Here is a 17,139-nt window from a genome sequence, read left to right on the forward strand (position 1 = left end):
GTGCGGGCTCAGGACGGGTACGAGGTCCGGGTGACCGGCGCGGCGGGCGTCGAGGCCGAGCCGCTGGACCTGGACACCGTCGCGTCGTACTTACGGGACTCCGCGGGCGGATCGACCGGCGAAGCCCGCTGGCTGGAGGTGTTCGCCGCGCTGGACGCCGAGCACGACACCCACCCGCTGGGCCGGTTACTGACGACGCCGCTGATGGCGTACCTGGCCCGCGTCGCCTACAACTCCTCGCCGAACGCGGTGAAGGACGGCCCGTATGCCCCCGCTGCCCCCGCGGTGGGTTCCGGACGGGGTCCTGCGCCGGACGAGCAACACGCCCACGCCGGGCGTCCCTTCGAACTCCTGGACCGCTCACGGTTCCCCACGGACACCGCGATCCGGGAGCATCTGCTGGATGCTTTCATCCCCGCCTCCTACGCGCGGGACCGGACTCCGGTCCCGGTACCGGCCGGGCCCTCGGGATCGCGGCACAGATGGACGCGCGGGCAGGCGTCCCACTTCCTGACGTTCCTCGCCCGTGACCTGGAGGACCGCCAGCAGGGCACCACCGACCTCAGATGGTGGGACCTAACCGACGCGGCGCCGAGGATTCTGGCGGGGGTCGCGGTGGGGCTTGTGGCGGTGCCGGCCGGTGTGGTGATGCCGTTCGGTGCCTGGCTCGGGGTCGGCATGCTCGTCGGGGTCGCCGTGGCGATGGTCGGCCGGCGGTGGAGTCCACCCGCCCCGAGTTTCAACCGCGGGCTGGCGGGAGGTCTGATCGGCAGCCTTCTCGGCTCCGCGTTCGGGCTCGGCATGCGCCTCGCCCTCGGGATTCCCAGCCCGGCGGGCTATCTCGTCAGCGGGCTCGCGCTGGGCCTGGTGCCCGGATTCCTCGGCGGTTTCCGGGCCGGGCTCGCGGGTGGCGTCGCGGCGTCGTTCGTCGGGGCGTTCGTCGGCGAACCCGAGATGGGGGACTCGGCGCCGCTGGTCAACAGCGTCGGATTCGGCGTCGCCGCCGCTTGCGTCGTCACCCTGGGCCACGGCCGCCTTCCGGCGCGAGGAATCCGCTGGTCACCGCTCGGCATCCTCACCGGCCTGGGCGGCGGTCTCGCCCTCGGGATCGCGGTCACCCTGCAGACCGGATGGCTCAGCGGGCTGCTGTCCGGGCTGGTCGCCGCCGTCGGCGGTTCCTTCGGCGCCGGGCTGGAGGCCAAGCCGGCCGAGGCAACGGTCGCTGCGGATCCGCAGACCGTACTCGGCCAGGACCGCGTCACGTTCTGGACCACTGCCGCGGCGGGCGGCCTCGCCATCGGCCTGGCCGCCGCCGTCGTCATAACCTCGGCCCTGGGTCCGTGGCGGGGGGCCATGACCGGGGTGGCCGACGGGCTGGCCACCGGTCTGGCATGGGGCTTCCTCCAGGCCAGGTACGGCCCGTTCACGCTCGCCCGATGGTGGCTCGCCCTGCGCGGCCAGGTGCCATGGCGGTTGATGTCGTTCCTCGCGGATGCCCATCGACGGGGAGTACTGCGGCAGGTCGGCGCCACCTACCAGCTCCGCCACGCCGAGGTGCAACGTCGCCTCGCCCGGAGGACGTGAGCCGGGTCCCGTCGGCGACAACCTGTTCAGTCCTCCTGCCGACCGCCCGGGCCGCCAGGGGCCGTGCCCTCCGTGTCGGGGAGTGTCGGTCCGTGTGTGCCGGCGGGCGTTGTACGGGGCTCGCCCGAACCGTGCGCGGTGATGGTGAGGCCGTTGAAGTCCCGGCCCTGGACGACGGGGCCGTACTGGGTGCCTCCGCTGATCCGGTTCGTCACCGTGCTTTCACCCGTGCGTACCGACTGCGCCTGCTGCCACCAGGTGTCCAGGGCGCGGCGGAACTGCGCGTCGAGTGCCGCGCGCACGGCGAGGGCCGTGCGCAACTGATGGGCTCGCTCCAGCTCCTCGGGATTCCCTGCCAGCGCCGCGAGTTCGGCCTCACCGGAGCTCACGACGAGCGCACCGTCGGCCTCGCCGCCGCGGAACGGGCGGCGGATCAGCGCGCGGGTCTGTGTAGCGAACGGTGGAACTCAGTCGGATTTGTTCAGCGGCGTCCGGCGGTGAGCCGGCCGTCGAAGGTGATGTCGAAGGCTTGGAGTGCAGCCTTCCAGCGCATGGTCCAGCGTTTGCGTCCGGTGCCGGTCGGGTCCAGGCTCATGACGGCGAGGTAGACGCATTTGAGGGCGGCCTGGTCGGTGGGGAAGTGTCCCCGGGCCCGGACGGCCTTTCGGATGCGCGCGTTGATGCTCTCGATCGCGTTGGTGGTGCAGACAATCTTGCGGATCTCCACGTCGAACCGGAGGAAGGGCACGAACTCCGCCCAGGCCGCCTCCCAGAGCCGGACGATCGCCGGATACTTCCCGCCCCAGGCGTCGGTGAACTCCACGAACCGCTCGAGCGAGGCGTCCTCGGTCGGCGCGGTGTAGACGGGCCTGAGCGCCTTCGCGATCTTCTCCCAGTCCTGCCGGGCCGCGTAACGGAAGCTGTTCCGCAGCAGGTGAACGACGCAGGTCTGGACGATCGTCGCAGGCCAGACGGTGTTCACGGCGTCCGGGAGGCCTGTCAGGCCGTCGCAGACCAGCATCAGGACATCGGCCGCGCCGCGGTTCTTGATCTCGGTCAGGACCTGGAGCCAGTACTTCGCGCCCTCCCCGCCGTCGCCGATCCACAGGCCCAGGATGTCCCGTTGTCCCTCGGCGGTGACCGCCACCGCCATGTAGACAGGCCGGTTGGCGACCTGCCCGTCCCTGACCTTCACGTTCACGCAGTCGATGAAGACGACCGGATAGACGGTGTCCAGGGGACGGTTCTGCCATTCGCTCATGCCGGCCATCACGCTGTCGGTGATCGTGGAGATCGTGGACTTAGAGATCTCCGCGCCGTAGACCTCGGCGAGATACGCGGAGATCTCCCCGTGCGTGAGCCCTTTCGCCGACAGCGACAGGACCATCTCGTCCACCCCGCCCAAACGCCGCTGGCGCTTCTTGACCAGCTGCGGCTCGAACGACCCGGCCCGGTCCCGCGGCACCGCGATCTCGACCGGCCCCGACTCGGTGATCACCCTCTTGGAGCGGTGTCCGTTGCGGTAGTTCTCCCGGCCGCCCTCGGCCCGCTCACCGGGCTCGTGGCCCAGATGATCGGTGAGTTCGCCTTCCAGCGCGGACTCCAACAACCGCTTCGTCAGCTGCTGCAACAGGCCACCCTCCCCGGTGAGCTTCACCCCACCGGCCTGGGCCCGGGTCACCAGCTCGGCGACCAGCCCGTCATCCACGGTGCCCGCCCCACTCACAGCGGCCTTCCCGGCCTCGGTGTCACTCGTCACGTCAGTCATCAACTGTCGCTTCCAGCTCGGGAGTTACACCGCTCACCGTACAGACCCCACGGCGCTGAGCGCGGGCAACGAAGCTGCTCGGGAGGGACGGTGGCTGGGATTCCCGCCCGCGTCCGAGGAGCTCATCGTGGCCATGGAGGAGCGTCTCGGACGGCGAATGCCCCCTTCGCACGGCAAGGTGGCAATTGTCTGCGGCAGACTCAGTCCGCGTCTCCGGGCCGATCCGTGCAGGCGCATCCGGGGGGCGGGACTCCGAACGGTCCGCTGGGCGCGGGCCCGTGTGCCTCTTCCGCGCGTCCCGAGTCGCACGACCTCAGGAGCACACTTTTGTCTCTGCTGTTCCCGGGCAGCCCGCAGCAGACCCGTACGAACCGCGCGGTTAGCCGTGCATCGCACACTACGGCTGCACGCTCGTCTTACAGTCAAAGCATTCTCTGTTTCCGCCGACGCTGGCCCGTCGCTTAACGGGAATCATTCTGACCCTCGGGGCGTGTCAGACTTTGATTCCGAACAGTTTTTCTGCGTTTCGGAACGCAATCTTTTCCTTGTCTTCGCGTGGCAAGGCGACTCCCCGGAACCAGTCGGTTTGAGTTTTGATGTTTGCAAACGGGTAGTCGGTTGCAAACATCACTCGATCCACGTTTATGTGCTCCAGCAGGAGATCGAGTAGTTCGGTCTGCGGGAATGCGCTGGTTGTGAACCAGAAATTGTCATGGAAATACTGCTCGAACGGCTTGTCCAGGCTCTTCTTGGTTACTTCGCTCATCTTCTCCACGACGCGTGCGTAAAAGAACGGAAGGCCCTCTCCCATGTGGCCGATGATGATCTGGAGCTTGGGATGCCTGTCGAACACTCCCGAGGTGATCATTCGGAGGCACTGAGTAACGACTTCCTGATGCCAGCCATATGCAGAGATGCTGAGAACCTGATCCTGGAACTCTTTCTGATATTCCGGCCGCATGTTGCTGTAGTAGATTTCGAAAACCTCGTCAGGTGGCAGGCCCGGATGGATGTATATCGGCGCATCAAGGGCTTCGGCCCGCGCCAGCAGCGGCTCGAAATCGGGATGATCGAGAAATTTCTTCCCGATGATTCCATTGGTCAGACATCCCAGGAAGCCATCCTCCCGAACTGTGCGTTCCAGTTCGTCTGCCGAAGCCTCCGGATTCTGCAGAGGCAGGGTTGCAAATGCTTTAAACCGCCCCGGATAGGTGGCCATCGGCCCGTCGGCGAGCAGCTTGTTTAGGCGATACGCGAAATCGATTCCCTTCTGACCCTTGACGTTCTGCACACCTGGCGTATGTGCGGAAAGGATTTGAACGTTGAGTCCCGCTTCATCCATTGCGCCGATGCGGCGCGGGCCGAGTTCGGCAAGACCAGTATCCTCAAGGAACAGCCTGTCGTTCAGCACCATCAATTCATGGGTGGAAAAGGTCTCTTCCGTGCCGATGAAGGGGAGGTCCTGGTCTCGCAGTGAAAAATCCGTAGTCTCGTTCGCTGTCGCGCGGGAGGCAATGGCATGCGTGGATAAGCCTGCGCCAAAGCCAAGTGCTGCCGTGCCGGCTAGAAAGCCGCGGCGTCCCGTCGTGAGGCGCTTCACAGGGTTTGCGTCGGACTTCATTTCGGTTTCTCCTCAGGTGTTCGTGTGGTGCGGTATCCGTGCGGCATCCGTCTGCAAGACACGACGGGTTACCTCGCTTATCCGGATGCCTACTTCCTACCGAGGGAACCTGAGACGAACGTTAGGACGGCCACTCAGGGCGGTTGGCCGGACCCGGTGCCCAGCGCACGCACCAGCGTGGAAGCGTCGAGGTCCTGCCTGGTGGGCAGGCCCCAGGCGACACAGCCGTCGGGCCGGATCAGCAAGGCGTCGACGTCCACCCGGTCCGTGCGGGCGGCGACGGTGTTGACCTGTCCGGCCCTCGCGGCCGCGACGTCACGGACCTCCGCGCGACGAGGTCCAGCAGGAGTCCGCAACCAGATGCAGGCGACGCGAGGTGCGAAACCGCAGGCCGACCGTAATGCCGTCGCTGCTGCGAACCGCCTGAAGGGCACGTCCCCTGCGCGCCTGATCCGCGGCCGACCCAACGTCATGGCTGTCCGGTTACCGCAGACTCAGTCCCCGCTACAAGCGCCAGGCCTTCAACTACCTGGTACTTCTCAAACTTGCCGCCGCACTCTGCTTCTACAAGCGCCTCGTCCGCCTCACCCCGTAGGACACGACCGTAGGCATCCTCAAGAGCACGGCCCGCGCGTACTACAGCGGCGACGCTCTAATCCTGGCCTCAGGTTGCTCGGGGACAATGAGCGGAAAAAGCATCGACTGGAGGGGGGTGGGCCGGCGTGCGGATCATGATCGCGGATGACGAGGCGGCCATCCGTGAGTCGCTGGAGCGGGTGCTCCAGGTCGAGGGTTACGACACCAGCACCGTCTCCAACGGTTTCGCCGTGCTCGACGGGGTCGGTGGCGACACACCGGATCTGCTGCTCCTCGACGTGATGATGCCCCGCCTCGGCGGGTTGGAGACCTGCCGACGGTTGCGGGCCGCAGGTCGCGATCTGCCGGTGCTGATGCTGACCGCCCGTGACCAGGTCTCCGACCGGGTCACGGGGCTGGACGCGGGCGCCGACGACTACCTGCCCAAGCCGTTCGCCACCGAGGAGTTACTGGCCCGGGTACGGGCTCTGCTGCGCCGACGCACGCCGACCGACGAGGAGTCGCAGATCCTGTCGTTCGCCGACCTCCGGCTCGATGTCGACAGGTTCGAGGCGTGGCGGGGCGCGCGGCCGCTGCGCCTGACGCGGACCGAGTTCTCCCTCCTGCAGGTCCTCGTGAGCAACGCGACCCGGGTCGTGACCCGCGACGCGCTGTTCGGGGCGATCTGGGGCTTCGGCTTGAGCTCCACCGCCAACAACCTTCAGGTGTACGTGAGTTACCTGCGCCGCAAGATGGAGGCCGAGGGTGAGCCGCGATTGATCTACACGCTGCGCGGCTTGGGGTACACGTTGCGGGAGACTCCTCCGTGAGCAGGCACGTCGGCCGGGAACCGCGCCGGCTGACTCGATGGTGGCGCCGGTGGTCCCTGCGGGCCAGGCTGACGGTGATCGCTGCGACGGCCATCGCGGTGAGCGTGTTCGTAGCCTTCCAGGTGGCCAGTGAGCTGCTGGACTGGGAGCTGAAGGACACCGCCGAGGATCAGATGCGTGCTGACTCCCGCGTGTTGGCGACGAACGCGGAGCGCGCCGGTCTGGCGCAGGTCCAGCTACCGCCGTATCCCGGATCCGGTCGTCTGGTGCGGGTCATCCTGCCCGACGGCTCGATCCGGACGCCGGCCGGCCAACCCCCGCTGCCCCCGGTCAGCGTGGACGCCGGGCGTGTGGCGCAGGGCGCGTCGGCCGACCTGATGGAGTCGAACGACAGCGACGAGGACGGCTACGTCATCTACACGCTGCGGGCGGGCGATGGCGCGGTCCAGGTGGCCCGCGTCGTCGACGACAGCCCGATCAACCAGTTCGGGTTCGGCATGCTGCTGATCGGGCTGCTGTGCGTGGTCGGTGGTGCCCTTGTCGGTCGGACCGTGGCGCGGACCGGGCTGGCACCGATCGACCGGCTGACCGCTGCCGCGGTACGTGTCGCGCACACCCGGGATCTCGACGCCGACATCCCGGATGAGGGCGGCGGGGAGATCCGGCGGCTGATCCGGTCGATCAACGACATGCTCGCCGCGCTCCGCGATTCCCGGCGGGCTCAGCGGCTGCTCGCCGAGGACGCCGCCCACGAGCTGAAGACCCCGCTCACCAGCCTGCGCCTCAACGTCGAGCTGCTGATACGACTCGATCGGCGCGGCACCCTGGACAGCGCGCTGCCGGCGGACGGCCGGACCCGGCTGCTCAACGATCTCGGCTCCCAGGTGGCCGAGTTGAGCACCCTTGTCGCCGAGCTGACCGACCTGGCGCGCGGGGACGTCAGCGACGAGAGCACCGAGGTGCTCGACCTCGCCGATGTGGTGCTGGCCGCCGCGACCCGGGCGGGTTCCCGTGTGCCCGACATCGAGGTGGCGCTCGACGTGACCTCGGTGTGGGTGAGCGGGCGTCCCGCTGCGCTTGAGCGGGCGGTGCTCAACCTCGTTGACAACGCCGGTAAGTGGTCTCCCGTGGACCAGCCGGTCCAGGTCCGGCTCCGTATCGAGGGCACGTCGGCGGTGCTTGAGGTCGACGACGCCGGGCCGGGCATCGACGCCGCCGACGTACCGCGGGTGTTCGACCGGTTCTACCGTGCCGACAGCGCCCGGTCGTTGCCGGGATCCGGCCTGGGGCTGTCGATCGTGCAGCGGGTCGTCGACGCACACGGCGGCCGGGCCGCCGTCGCCCGCTCCGCACGCGGTGGCGCGCTGCTTCGGGTCGACCTTCCGGCAGCGGCCCCGCCTGCCCCGCCTGCCCCGATCGCTCCGTCCGCCCCGCCTGACCCGATTGCGCGGCCCAGTGCCGGGGAGGACACCGTGATGAGCTGACCCGCTCCCACGGCGCGGCGCGGGGGAGAAGGGGCTGCGGCCTCAGGCATGGCCCCGCGTGGCTCACCGTCGGGGCAGGACACGGTGCGTCGGCCCCCAGCCCCGGCCGTACGGCGCAGGACCAAAGGGCGGCGACCGTCGGGCCATGAAAAAGAGATCCGGGAAGGGGCTGGGGCCCCGTCCCGGATCTCGTCCGTGCTGCCGCGCTCACCGTTGCAGCGCGGGCTCCTCGTCGTCGGCGAGCGACTGTTGAGCGTCCGGCAGCTCCGCCGCTGGACGGGACAGCCGGCTCGGCCACCAGATCCGCCGGCCGATCAGCAAGGTGAGGGCGGGCACCAGGACCGACCGCACCAGCAGGGCGTCGAGCAGCACGCCGAAGGCGACCAGGAACCCGACCTCGATCAGCATCACCAGCGGAAGTGTGGCGAGGACCGCGAACGTGGCCGCCAGGACCAGGCCTGCCGAGGTGATGACGCCACCGGTGGCGGAGAGGGCTTTGAGCATGCCCGCTCCGGTGCCCAGACGCACGGTCTCCTCCCGGGCCCGGCTGGTCAGGAAGATGTTGTAGTCGACGCCGAGTGCCACCAGGAACAGGAATGCCAGCAGCGGCACCGAATAGTCGATCCCCTTGAACCCGAGGATCGTGTCGAAGACGAACACGCTCCCGCCAAAGGCTGCGGTGAATGAGACGATCACGGTGGCCATCAGGACCAGCGGGGCCAGGATCGCGCGCAGCAGCAGCCCGAGGACGATCAGGACGACGGCGAGCACCAGCGGGATCACCAGCTTCTCGTCACGCTTGGTGGTCACCTCGGTGTCGAGGTTCTCCGCACTCGGCCCGCCGACGATGGCCTCCGCCCCGCTCACGGCGTGCACGGCGGTGCGTACCCGCTTGATCGTGTCGTACTCCGCGACGGTGTCCGGCGCGTCCTTCGGGAACACGGAGATGTTGGCCCAGCCACCGCTGGTCTGTTCCGGGACGGCCAGGGCCACACCGCGAGTGTCCTTGACTATGTCGAGCACCCGCTCCTGGTGCGCCGGCCGCGTGAAGATCGTCATCGGCTGGCCGCCGAGCTCCGGGAAGTGCTGGCGCAGAACGGTGAAGCCGGTGACCGACTCCGGCGCGGACAGGAACTGGTCCTGCTCCCGCAGGGCGCCGGTGTTGCCCGCCAGCCCGAGGGCGAGCACGCCGAGGACTCCGAGCGAGCCGAGCGCCGCCAGCCACCGGCGGCGGCCGATGGCGGTGCCGAGCCGTCCCCACAGCCCCGGCTTCTCCTCCATGGCCGTGCTGAACCGCGGGATGGCCGGCCAGAAGATCCGCCTGCCGAGCACCACGAGCACCGCCGGGAACAGCGTCAGCATGGCCACCAGCGCGCACACGATGCCGGCCGCACCGATCGGGCCCAACCCGCTGGTGCTGTTCAGGTCCGCGACGAGCAGGCAGAGCAGGCCGGCGACCACGGTGGCCGCGGACGCGACGATGGCCGGCGCCGCGCCGCGCAGCGCGTGGACCATCGCGAGCCGGACGTTCTCATGGTGGTGCAGTGCCTCCCGATAGCGAGCGATGAGCAACAGCGCGTAGTCCGTGCCGACTCCGAATACCAGGATCGTCAGCAGCGCCGAGTTCTGGTCGTTGACCACGATGCCGAAGCCCTTGACGAGCAGGTAGACGGTCCCCATGGAGGTCAGTGCGGCCGCGCCGACGGCCACCAGCGGGATGATCCACAACACGGGGCTGCGGTAGGTGAGGATGAGCAGGAGCGTGACGACGACGATGGTGGTGAGGAGGACCTGCACGTCGATGCCGTCGAAGACGGCATCCATGTCGCCGTCGATCGCGCCCGGGCCGGTCACGTCGAGTTCCAGGCCGGCGGGGCGGTCCTTCGCGGCGTCACGCAACGGGCCGACGATGTCCTCCGGTGCGCCGTAGGCCGTGCTCACCTCAAGGGTGAACATCATCGCCTTGCGGTCGGTGGAGGGGCTCGTCGGTGAGCCCTCGTCGTCCTCGTCGGCCGCCCGCGTTCGCTTCGGCGGGTACTGCTTGGCAAGGGTGTTGTAGTGGTGCTCGACCGTCGCGCGGTCGGCGTCGGTCATGCCGCCGGAGCGGTGGTACACGAAGACGAACGTGTTGTCGTCACCGCCGGGGAGACTGTCGTCCAGCACCGCCACCTTGGTGGACTCGGCACTGGCCGGCAGGGTGTCCACGGCGCTGTCGGTGGTGACCGAGCTCAATTTTCCGCTCAACGGCACCATGCCCGCCGCCAGCACCAACCACAAGCCGATCACCAACCATGGCACCCACCGGCCTGCCAACCGACCGGCCGGCGCTTCCCCGGACGGCGCTGCGTTGACTGCCATCACTAGCCTCCTACATACGGGTTGCATCGCTTATCTGGACGGCTACTTCGTACCGAGCGAACCTGAGGCGACTGTTAATAGGACCGCTCAGGCCGGTTGGCTGAACCAGGCGCCCCAGCGCACGCACCGACGTGCTGGCGTCGAGGTCCTGCCCGGTGGGCAAGGCCCAGGTGACACAGCCGTCGGGCCGGATGAGCAACGCGGTGGCGCTCGTGTGCGCGACGGTTCTTTTCGCCTTGGGCGACGCCGAGCGTGTACGAGCACGAACTCGCGAGTACTTCGACGCCGGGGCTGACCACGTCGCCCTGCAAGACCTCACCGCCGACGAAGGCGGTGCCGGCCTGTCACGGCCGGTATGGCGTGGACTCGCCGAGGTGTTCGCTGACGAACTGGAGAAGGTGCTCAAGTCCGGTACAGACAAGGTGCGGTGGACCTCGAATGAGAAGCACGTCGCTACGTCGGACGGCGGACTGAACGACAGGGTGGGGGCTCCCGGCCAATAGCCTGGAGCCCCGCCGAGGACAGCATGGACCTTGAGGGCCGTCAGCGGAGACTGTGCGGCGCTGATTCGGACGCTCATCGCTGGCCTGGTTTGTCGGATACCGGTTGACCTGTGCATTCGTTTCGGCGTATGACCGCCTGGGCAAGTGTCGTGCAACGTGGTCCCAGCCGCGGCCACGGGAGGGGACACGACGTGCCTGACCATGTGAGGACGGCGGATGGGCGGCGATTACAGGTAGAGATCTCGGGCGATCCTGAGGGGCGCCCCGTGTTTCTCCTGCACGGCATGCCAGGCAGTCGGGTGGGACCCAAGCCGCGCTCATTGTTCCTTCATCAGCGCGGCACCAGACTCATCAGCTTCGACCGTCCCGGATACGGCGGTTCGGACCGCAGGGCCGGCCGGCAGGTCGCAGACGTCGTCGAGGACGTAGCTGCTGTAGCCAATGCGTTCGCACTGGAACGATTCGCGGTGGTGGGCCGCTCCGGAGGAGCACCGCATGCCCTGGCCTGCGCTGCCCTCATGCCTGGCCGGGTGACCCGAGTAGCGGCTCTGGTCGGGCTCGCGCCGAGGGATGCGGAAGGGCTGGACTGGTTCGAGGGAATGACGCCGTCCAACGTGGAGGAGTTCACGACCGCGGTCACCGATCCGGACCGGTACGCGGCCGGCCTCATCCCCCGTTCTGCCGCCATACGGTGCAACCCGGCCCGGCTCCTGGACGAACTGCGCTCGGACCTCACCCACGAGGACCGACTGATCGTCTCCGACAGTTCCATCCGTTCGATGTTGCTGCGCACCTACCGCGAAGCACTGCGCACCTCGGTCTACGGATGGCTCGATGACGCGATCGCCCTGACCGGCCCATGGGGGTTCGATCCGGCGTACATCGGGGTGCCGGTGTTGCTGTGGCACGGAGCCAAGGACGCGTTCTCCCCGGCGTCCCACTTTTCCTGGCTGGCTGCCCGCGTCCCGCGCGCCACGGCGGTCCTGGAGCCGAAGGCGGCACACTTCGCGGCCCTGCGTGCGCTTCCGGAGGTCCTGGATTGGCTCCTGTCAGCGCCGTCCGGAGCCTGACACGTGCCGACTGCTCACACCGCCAGCGGCTCCAGATCCCGGTAGACCCGTCGTTCGTGCGTGGCGAAGAACGTGATGCCGTTGTTCTCGCCGAGCTGGCGCAGTTGCCGTACCAGTTCGGTCAGTGCCTCCTCATGCAGCAGGCGGGCCTCGGCGGAGCGACCGAGGGAGCTCAGAGTGAGGGCGCCGTTGTTGACGACAGCCATGGTTTCCGGATGCTGGGTGCCGAGGATGGAGCGCAGGACGTCGATGGCCTGTTTCTCCCGTTTCCAGGCCTCTTCCGGACGACCGTCCTCGGCGAGCAGGATGGCGTAGTTGGCGGAGCAGAACAGCGTGTGGGGATGGTGGTCCCCGAGCACTGTCGACATGCGGTTGAGCGCCTTGAGGTAGACCGCCTCGGCCTGGTCGACCTCCCCGCACCCCCAGTGGAAGATGGCGAGATTGTTCATGGCGGCCTGGGTGTAGGGGTGGGCTTCGCCTGGTTTCAGGACGTACTCGGCGAGTACCTTCTGAGCGACCTTGCGGGCCGTCTCCTTGTCCTCGGCGGCGAACAGGTCCGCAGCCAGATTGAGTTCGCAGGCGAGCGAGTCCGGGGTGGGCGCCGCGTACTGGGTCTGATACTGCTCCAGTGTTGCTGACGTCAGCCGTCGCGCGTCCTCCAGCTGTCCCGCTCGGCGTAGCGACACCGCGAGCGACTTCGCGCACCTGAGCGTGCCCGGAAATTTTTTCCCCAGGACGCTCTTGTGCTGCTCGTAGGCCTTGGACAAGACGGTTACGGAATCGGCGTAGCGGCCGACCTCGCGCAGGTCGCGGCCGAGGCTCTCGGCCGATGCCAGGGTGTAGGGGTGATCGGGTCCGAGTACTTCGGGGCGGCGACGTCGGTCGTATGTCTCTTGGTCGATCTGGCGGGCCCTGCCGTAGTTGCCGACCATGCGCTGGGCCAGCGCCAGGTTGTTGGCGGCGTTGAGGGTGCGAGGGTGCAGGTCGTGGAAGATCTGGCTGAACCCGTCGTGCGCCTCTTTCGCCAGTTCCACTGCCCGTGTGTACTCGCCGAGTGCCGCGAGGTCGCTGGCGAGGCTGGAGGTGGTGACATAGGTGTGCGGGTGCCTGGTGCCCAGGACCCGACGCTGCCGCTCGCGCAGTTCCTCGTCGATCTCCCGTGCCTCGACGTACAGCCCTTGCGAGCGCAGGACGTTGGCAAGCTGGCCCCGGAGGTACAAGTACTGCTGGTGGTTTTCGCCCAGCCGCGACTTCCAGTGGGCGAGGATGTCCTGGGCTAGTTGCTGGGCGCGAGGGAACTCGCCTCGCTTCCACAGGTAGCGGATCCGGTCGATGAGGAGCCTGCGTGGATCGGTCTCGGTGCAGTTGCGGATGTCGGAGGCGCCCAGGTGCGGCCAGATGACTCCGAACGTGGGCCAGGTCTCCGGGTTGTCGGTGGGTTCGTCGCCGTCGGGACGGGCGGCTGCGAGCACCATGTGGACGAGGTGCCGGGCCGTGCGCTGGTCTTCTTGCGTCATCTGTGAGCGGATCACGGCCTGTACGAGCCGATGCACCTGGATGGAGCTGGAGGCCTGTTCGACCTTGGCGAGGGATAACAGCCTGATCTCCTGGATGACCAGGCCGAGCAGAAGGCTGTCCTGCAGCGCGGGATCGTACGGCTTGAGCGCGTTGATCATGGTCTTGCTGTACAGCAGGTCGGAGGAGATCGGTTCGGGGGCGAGAAAGGCGCACAGCTGGAGCAACCGTACGGCGGCGGGGGAACGTTCCTGCAGCCGTTCGATGGAAATGTTCCAGGTCGCTGCGACGGTCTCTGGGTAGTCGGCGGGCTGGTTGAGGGCCAGGACGGCGGCTGTCTGTTCGGTGAGCCGTCGTAGGTATTCGGCTGTGGGCGTGGCGGTCTCCGCCAGCCAGGCCCCGGCCTGTTCCACGGCCAAGGGCAGGTCGCCGACCGCCGTGGCCACCTGGTCCGCCTCTTCGGCCGTCAGACCGGGCGCACGCCGCAAGAGGTGTTCGATGCTTTCTTGGCGTAGGAAGACGTCGACGGACAGAGTGGCGCCTTTTTGCGACCAGGCCTGGTTGCGGGAGGTGACGAGGATGTGCCCGCCGTTGGGCAGGTAGTCGGCGAGGTCGTCGGGGTTGTCGGCGTTGTCGAAGACGAGGATCCACCTCTTGGTGGGTTTTCCACGCGAGAGCATGTGCACAGTTTCTTGGCTGGCGAGGGCCATGTCTTCGCCGCCGGGTGCGTCGATGAGGGCACCGAGCTCGGCGAGCGAGGCGACCACGTTGTCGGCGTGCTCTGCCGAGACCCACCACACCAGGTCGTAGTCGGCCATGAAGCGGTGCACGTACTCCAGCGCGATTTGGGTCTTCCCGACACCGCCGAGGCCGAAGAGCGCTTGCGGCAGGACCACGGACATGCCGCCCCGCAGTTGGTCACGTACCTGATCGAGCAGTTGTCCGCGTCCGGTGAACGTGGTGTTGCGCTGCGGTACGTTCCATACGTTCGGGGTCTGTCCGGGAAACCGTGGCGCCGCCGGACCTCCGCCGGTGACTCTTGTGGCCATGTCCAGCGCGCCCAGGAGAGTGCCGGCGCATCCTGCCTCGTCGAGTCCGTACAGGTCGATGAGGTCGGCACGGTCCTGGTACGGCTCCGGCAGTCGGACTTCGTCGACTCTCACCGGCACCAGCGGGCCGTGCGCGGCGTCGGCGGCCGGCAAGGTGCCCAGGACGGTTTCGGTGCTCCGGGAGCGCTGGAGCGCGTTGGACAACAGCACCAGGACCCGGGTCGTGGGCGCTGAGGGGGTGAGAGGTGCGGTGGACAGGTCTTGGAGGGTGACGTTGCAGCCCGCGCGTTTGAGCAGCGACTCGATCCAGTCGGACCACATCCGGTTCTCCGCCGTGTACGCGATGACGATCTCGGTCACGCTGGTCGGCGGCCGCCGTCGGATGAACGCATCCCGGCAGCGCAGCCGTACTCTTTCGGAGATCGGGGGCATTGACGTGATCTCGCCGTCGGAGATGACCGTGGTGAGTCGTTCGAAGGCGGACAGCAGCGACTTGGGGTCGCCCTTCTCGTCGCCGAACGTCGCGAGGATCTCCTCGAAGCTGTAGTACGGCCGGTAGGGAATCTCCACGCTGCCCCAGTACGCGGTGACCTCGTCGGCGCTCAGCGGCTCGCCGTCGGCGCCCTTGGGCAGTCCGGCGAACTTCAGCTGGGCCAGCGCACGGCCCGCCTCCAGCTTCTCCTTCTCGCCCTCGACGATGCGCATCGGTACGGGAAGGACCCGTATGCGCCGCTTGCGACTGGCGTCTCCGACGCTGTTCGCTACTTCGGCGGCGCCCTCCAGAGACTGGTCGCTCAGCGTGAAGCAGTCGATCAGAAGGTCGGGCATTTGCAGGGTGCAGATGTCCGCGGTGTCTGACAGCCCGGTGCGGGAGTCGATCAGGACGTAGTCGTAGGACCGCTTCATGCTCTGGCGCAGTCCCTCGAGGAAGGTGCCGCCACCGAGACGGTCGTAGAAGTTGTCCCACTCCAGGAAGGAGGCCGCTGAGGAGTAGGCGCGGAACTGGCGGCCTGCGGAGAGGAAGTCGAGGGAGCCGCCGTCTTGAAAGCTGAACCCGAGACGCTCGGGAGTGAGCGAGACGGCGTGCTGTTCGACGTCCGCGAACTCCTGGTGCCAAGGTCCGGTGCGCCGCACTCCGTCCGTCGCGGCGGCGGCGAAGTCCTGGAGGATGTTGATGACGCCGGAGGTGGCCGTGAGCACATTGACATCGAGGAACGGGTGGAAGAAGCGGTGCAGGCCCGGGGCTTCGAGGTCCCAGTCGGCCGCCAGGACGCGTTTGCCGTTGGCCGCCAGGATCCATGCCGTGTTGGCCAGGGCCATCGTTCGTCCGGTGCCGCCCTTGTACGAGTAGAAGGTGATGATGCTTCCGTCCCGTGCGGCCGTCATGCCTCTCCTCTGTTGTCGTCTCCCGCGTCCAGGCCAGGTGGATAGGGCTCCATCAGGCGGGGCCTGGGTACGTGCGGGCCCGGTGGCGGGTGTGGTTCGGCGTATTTCAGGAACTGGCGGGTGGTGTGCGCCACGACGTCCGGCAGGACCCTGGTGAAGGCCTTCAGTGTGGGTACACCGTTGACCGCGATCCGACAATCGCTGCGCCGCACCCGCTCAAGGATGGTCGGCATCGCCCGCTCCAACTCCTGGCTGAGTCTGGCCCCTTGGGCTCCGTTGCACTGGGCGTCGGCGCGGTTGCGGGGCACGATCGCACTCACCCACGGCCGCGCACCTGTATCGAAGGTCTTCAGGCGGCGTCGGCGCTCCTCGTCGGTCAGTGCCCAGTGGTCGACGAGAAGGATGCCGGGCTGCTGGTTTTCGAGCGTCTTGGGATGCGGGCTGGACGTGGTCTCTCCGGTGTCCTCGTCGTCGAAGGAGACCACGGTCACCCGGTAGTCCAAGGACCGCAGCAGTTCTTCGGCGTGCGCGGGCAACGGTCGTGTCGATTCGGAGTGGTAGGGGTTCCAGTCCAGGGCGTCATCGCCGTAGGGCTGTTTGTTGCGGTCTTCCGGGACGGTGTCCCGGGTGGGGGCGGCAACGGTCAGCTGGATGTGCCGGGGTCCGCTACCACGCGGCTTGAACGCGCTCGGCGTGCTCTCGTAGTCACGGGGCCGCCCGGACGGCAGTTGGCACTCCTTGGCGGCTTGGACGATGCGATCGGCCAGACCGAGCACGGTTTCCTCGTACTCGTCGCGCAGCCGGTTGAGTTTGATCAGCCCGTAGATCCCATTGCTGGCGTAGCGGCTGCCGAAGTCCGAGTGGCCGAGGTGGATGTGGCGTACGGAATCGGGGAGAGCCCTTAAATCTACGCGCGTCCACAGGGCGGGGACGATCGCGGTCGCACTGCCGGCGCCGGTTGCCCGAGCATGCAGCATGCGCTCGGTGAACGCGTACCACTCGCGCCCGCACATCTCGCTGGAGAAATAGCGTGCCGAGAACAGGGGTACGAACACCCGGCAGGTGGCCAGGTTCTCGCTCAGCCGCTCCGGCCACCCCTCTCCGGAGCGCATCTCACGGTCCATGAATCCGGCGTTGGACCCGGCGGGCAGGTCGGTGAGCGCCATGATGTGGTTGCACAGGTCTTTGAACAGGATGCGCACCCAGTGATCCGGGTCCCCGCTGTCGGGGCCCCAGGAGGGGGTGTGGGCGTAGGAAAGGAAGAAGTAGGGCCGGCTGTCTGGAATCCGGGCCTGAGCCTGGTCCGCTGTGTCCACGCATCCCCCCGCCCGCCGACGAGTCGCTGGACTTCCCCGTCGGCGGAGCTATCCGGTCGAAGTCAACAATGTGCCCGAC

General features: G+C 67.8%; 10 protein-coding genes and 4 pseudogenes. 6 read left to right on the top strand and 8 right to left on the bottom strand.

Annotation, left to right across the window (positions count from 1 at the left end):
* Nucleotides 1-1,584 (top strand): annotated as a pseudogene (locus J8N05_RS46295) (hypothetical protein); the annotation flags it as partial.
* 26 nt (nucleotides 1,585-1,610) lie between these two features.
* On the opposite strand, the gene J8N05_RS46300 reads toward J8N05_RS46295, so the two are convergent.
* From J8N05_RS46300 to J8N05_RS46315, 4 genes are all read right to left on the bottom strand, one after another.
* On the bottom strand, nucleotides 1,611-1,973 hold the full coding sequence (locus tag J8N05_RS46300; RefSeq protein ID WP_210894441.1) for a hypothetical protein: 363 nt from the start codon (nucleotides 1,971-1,973) through the stop codon (nucleotides 1,611-1,613).
* A gap of 92 nt (nucleotides 1,974-2,065) precedes the next feature.
* A complete protein-coding gene (locus tag J8N05_RS46305) occupies nucleotides 2,066-3,352 on the bottom strand; it encodes an IS256 family transposase (protein WP_210894443.1) in 1,287 nt (428 codons plus the stop codon).
* Between the two features lie 493 nt (nucleotides 3,353-3,845).
* The gene (locus tag J8N05_RS46310) at nucleotides 3,846-4,973 is read right to left on the bottom strand and encodes an amidohydrolase family protein (protein WP_210894445.1); all 1,128 of its coding nucleotides are present in this window, start codon (nucleotides 4,971-4,973) and stop codon (nucleotides 3,846-3,848) included.
* 134 nt (nucleotides 4,974-5,107) lie between these two features.
* Nucleotides 5,108-5,329: an aromatic-ring hydroxylase C-terminal domain-containing protein gene (locus J8N05_RS46315; RefSeq protein ID WP_210894447.1), complete on the bottom strand. Its 222-nt coding sequence runs from the start codon at nucleotides 5,327-5,329 to the stop codon at nucleotides 5,108-5,110.
* A gap of 113 nt (nucleotides 5,330-5,442) precedes the next feature.
* Here J8N05_RS46315 and J8N05_RS46320 point away from each other — a divergent pair.
* The 3 genes and pseudogenes from J8N05_RS46320 to J8N05_RS46330 form a co-directional block, all read left to right on the top strand.
* Nucleotides 5,443-5,568, top strand: a pseudogene (locus J8N05_RS46320) (IS5/IS1182 family transposase); the annotation flags it as partial.
* A gap of 127 nt (nucleotides 5,569-5,695) precedes the next feature.
* Nucleotides 5,696-6,379 carry a response regulator transcription factor gene (locus J8N05_RS46325; RefSeq protein WP_282108212.1) on the top strand — a complete coding sequence of 228 codons (684 nt, stop codon included), beginning with the start codon at nucleotides 5,696-5,698 and terminating at the stop codon, nucleotides 6,377-6,379.
* On the top strand, nucleotides 6,376-7,863 hold the full coding sequence (locus tag J8N05_RS46330; RefSeq protein ID WP_210894450.1) for a HAMP domain-containing sensor histidine kinase: 1,488 nt from the start codon (nucleotides 6,376-6,378) through the stop codon (nucleotides 7,861-7,863). Before J8N05_RS46325 ends, J8N05_RS46330 begins: the two co-directional genes overlap by 4 nt.
* A 207-nt stretch (nucleotides 7,864-8,070) precedes the next feature.
* On the opposite strand, the gene J8N05_RS46335 is transcribed toward J8N05_RS46330, so the two are convergent.
* Together J8N05_RS46335 and J8N05_RS48285 are read right to left on the bottom strand one after the other, a co-directional pair.
* On the bottom strand, nucleotides 8,071-10,221 hold the full coding sequence (locus J8N05_RS46335; RefSeq protein ID WP_210894452.1) for an MMPL family transporter: 2,151 nt from the start codon (nucleotides 10,219-10,221) through the stop codon (nucleotides 8,071-8,073).
* Between the two features lie 10 nt (nucleotides 10,222-10,231).
* Nucleotides 10,232-10,465: pseudogene (locus J8N05_RS48285) on the bottom strand (aromatic-ring hydroxylase C-terminal domain-containing protein); the annotation flags it as partial.
* On the opposite strand from J8N05_RS48285, the pseudogene J8N05_RS46340 reads away from it, so the two are divergent.
* Together J8N05_RS46340 and J8N05_RS46345 are read left to right on the top strand one after the other, a co-directional pair.
* Nucleotides 10,449-10,613: pseudogene (locus J8N05_RS46340) on the top strand (LLM class F420-dependent oxidoreductase); the annotation flags it as partial. The pseudogenes J8N05_RS48285 and J8N05_RS46340 overlap by 17 nt on opposite strands.
* Nucleotides 10,614-10,915: 302 nt before the next feature.
* The gene (locus J8N05_RS46345) at nucleotides 10,916-11,794 is read left to right on the top strand and encodes an alpha/beta fold hydrolase (protein ID WP_247707036.1); all 879 of its coding nucleotides are present in this window, start codon (nucleotides 10,916-10,918) and stop codon (nucleotides 11,792-11,794) included.
* A 14-nt stretch (nucleotides 11,795-11,808) separates the two neighbouring features.
* Here J8N05_RS46345 and fxsT read toward each other — a convergent pair whose 3' ends face one another.
* Both fxsT and J8N05_RS46355 read right to left on the bottom strand, forming a co-directional pair.
* Nucleotides 11,809-15,744, bottom strand: coding sequence for an FxSxx-COOH system tetratricopeptide repeat protein (gene fxsT, locus J8N05_RS46350; protein ID WP_210894456.1), 3,936 nt, complete (start codon nucleotides 15,742-15,744; stop codon nucleotides 11,809-11,811).
* Nucleotides 15,741-17,060: a TIR-like protein FxsC gene (locus tag J8N05_RS46355; protein ID WP_210894458.1), complete on the bottom strand. Its 1,320-nt coding sequence runs from the start codon at nucleotides 17,058-17,060 to the stop codon at nucleotides 15,741-15,743. The genes fxsT and J8N05_RS46355 overlap by 4 nt, the downstream gene beginning before the upstream one ends.
* Between the last annotated feature and the right edge of the window lie 79 nt (nucleotides 17,061-17,139).

Source organism: Streptomyces liliiviolaceus, assembly GCF_018070025.1.
GTDB classification, from domain to species: Bacteria; Actinomycetota; Actinomycetes; order Streptomycetales; family Streptomycetaceae; genus Streptomyces; species Streptomyces liliiviolaceus.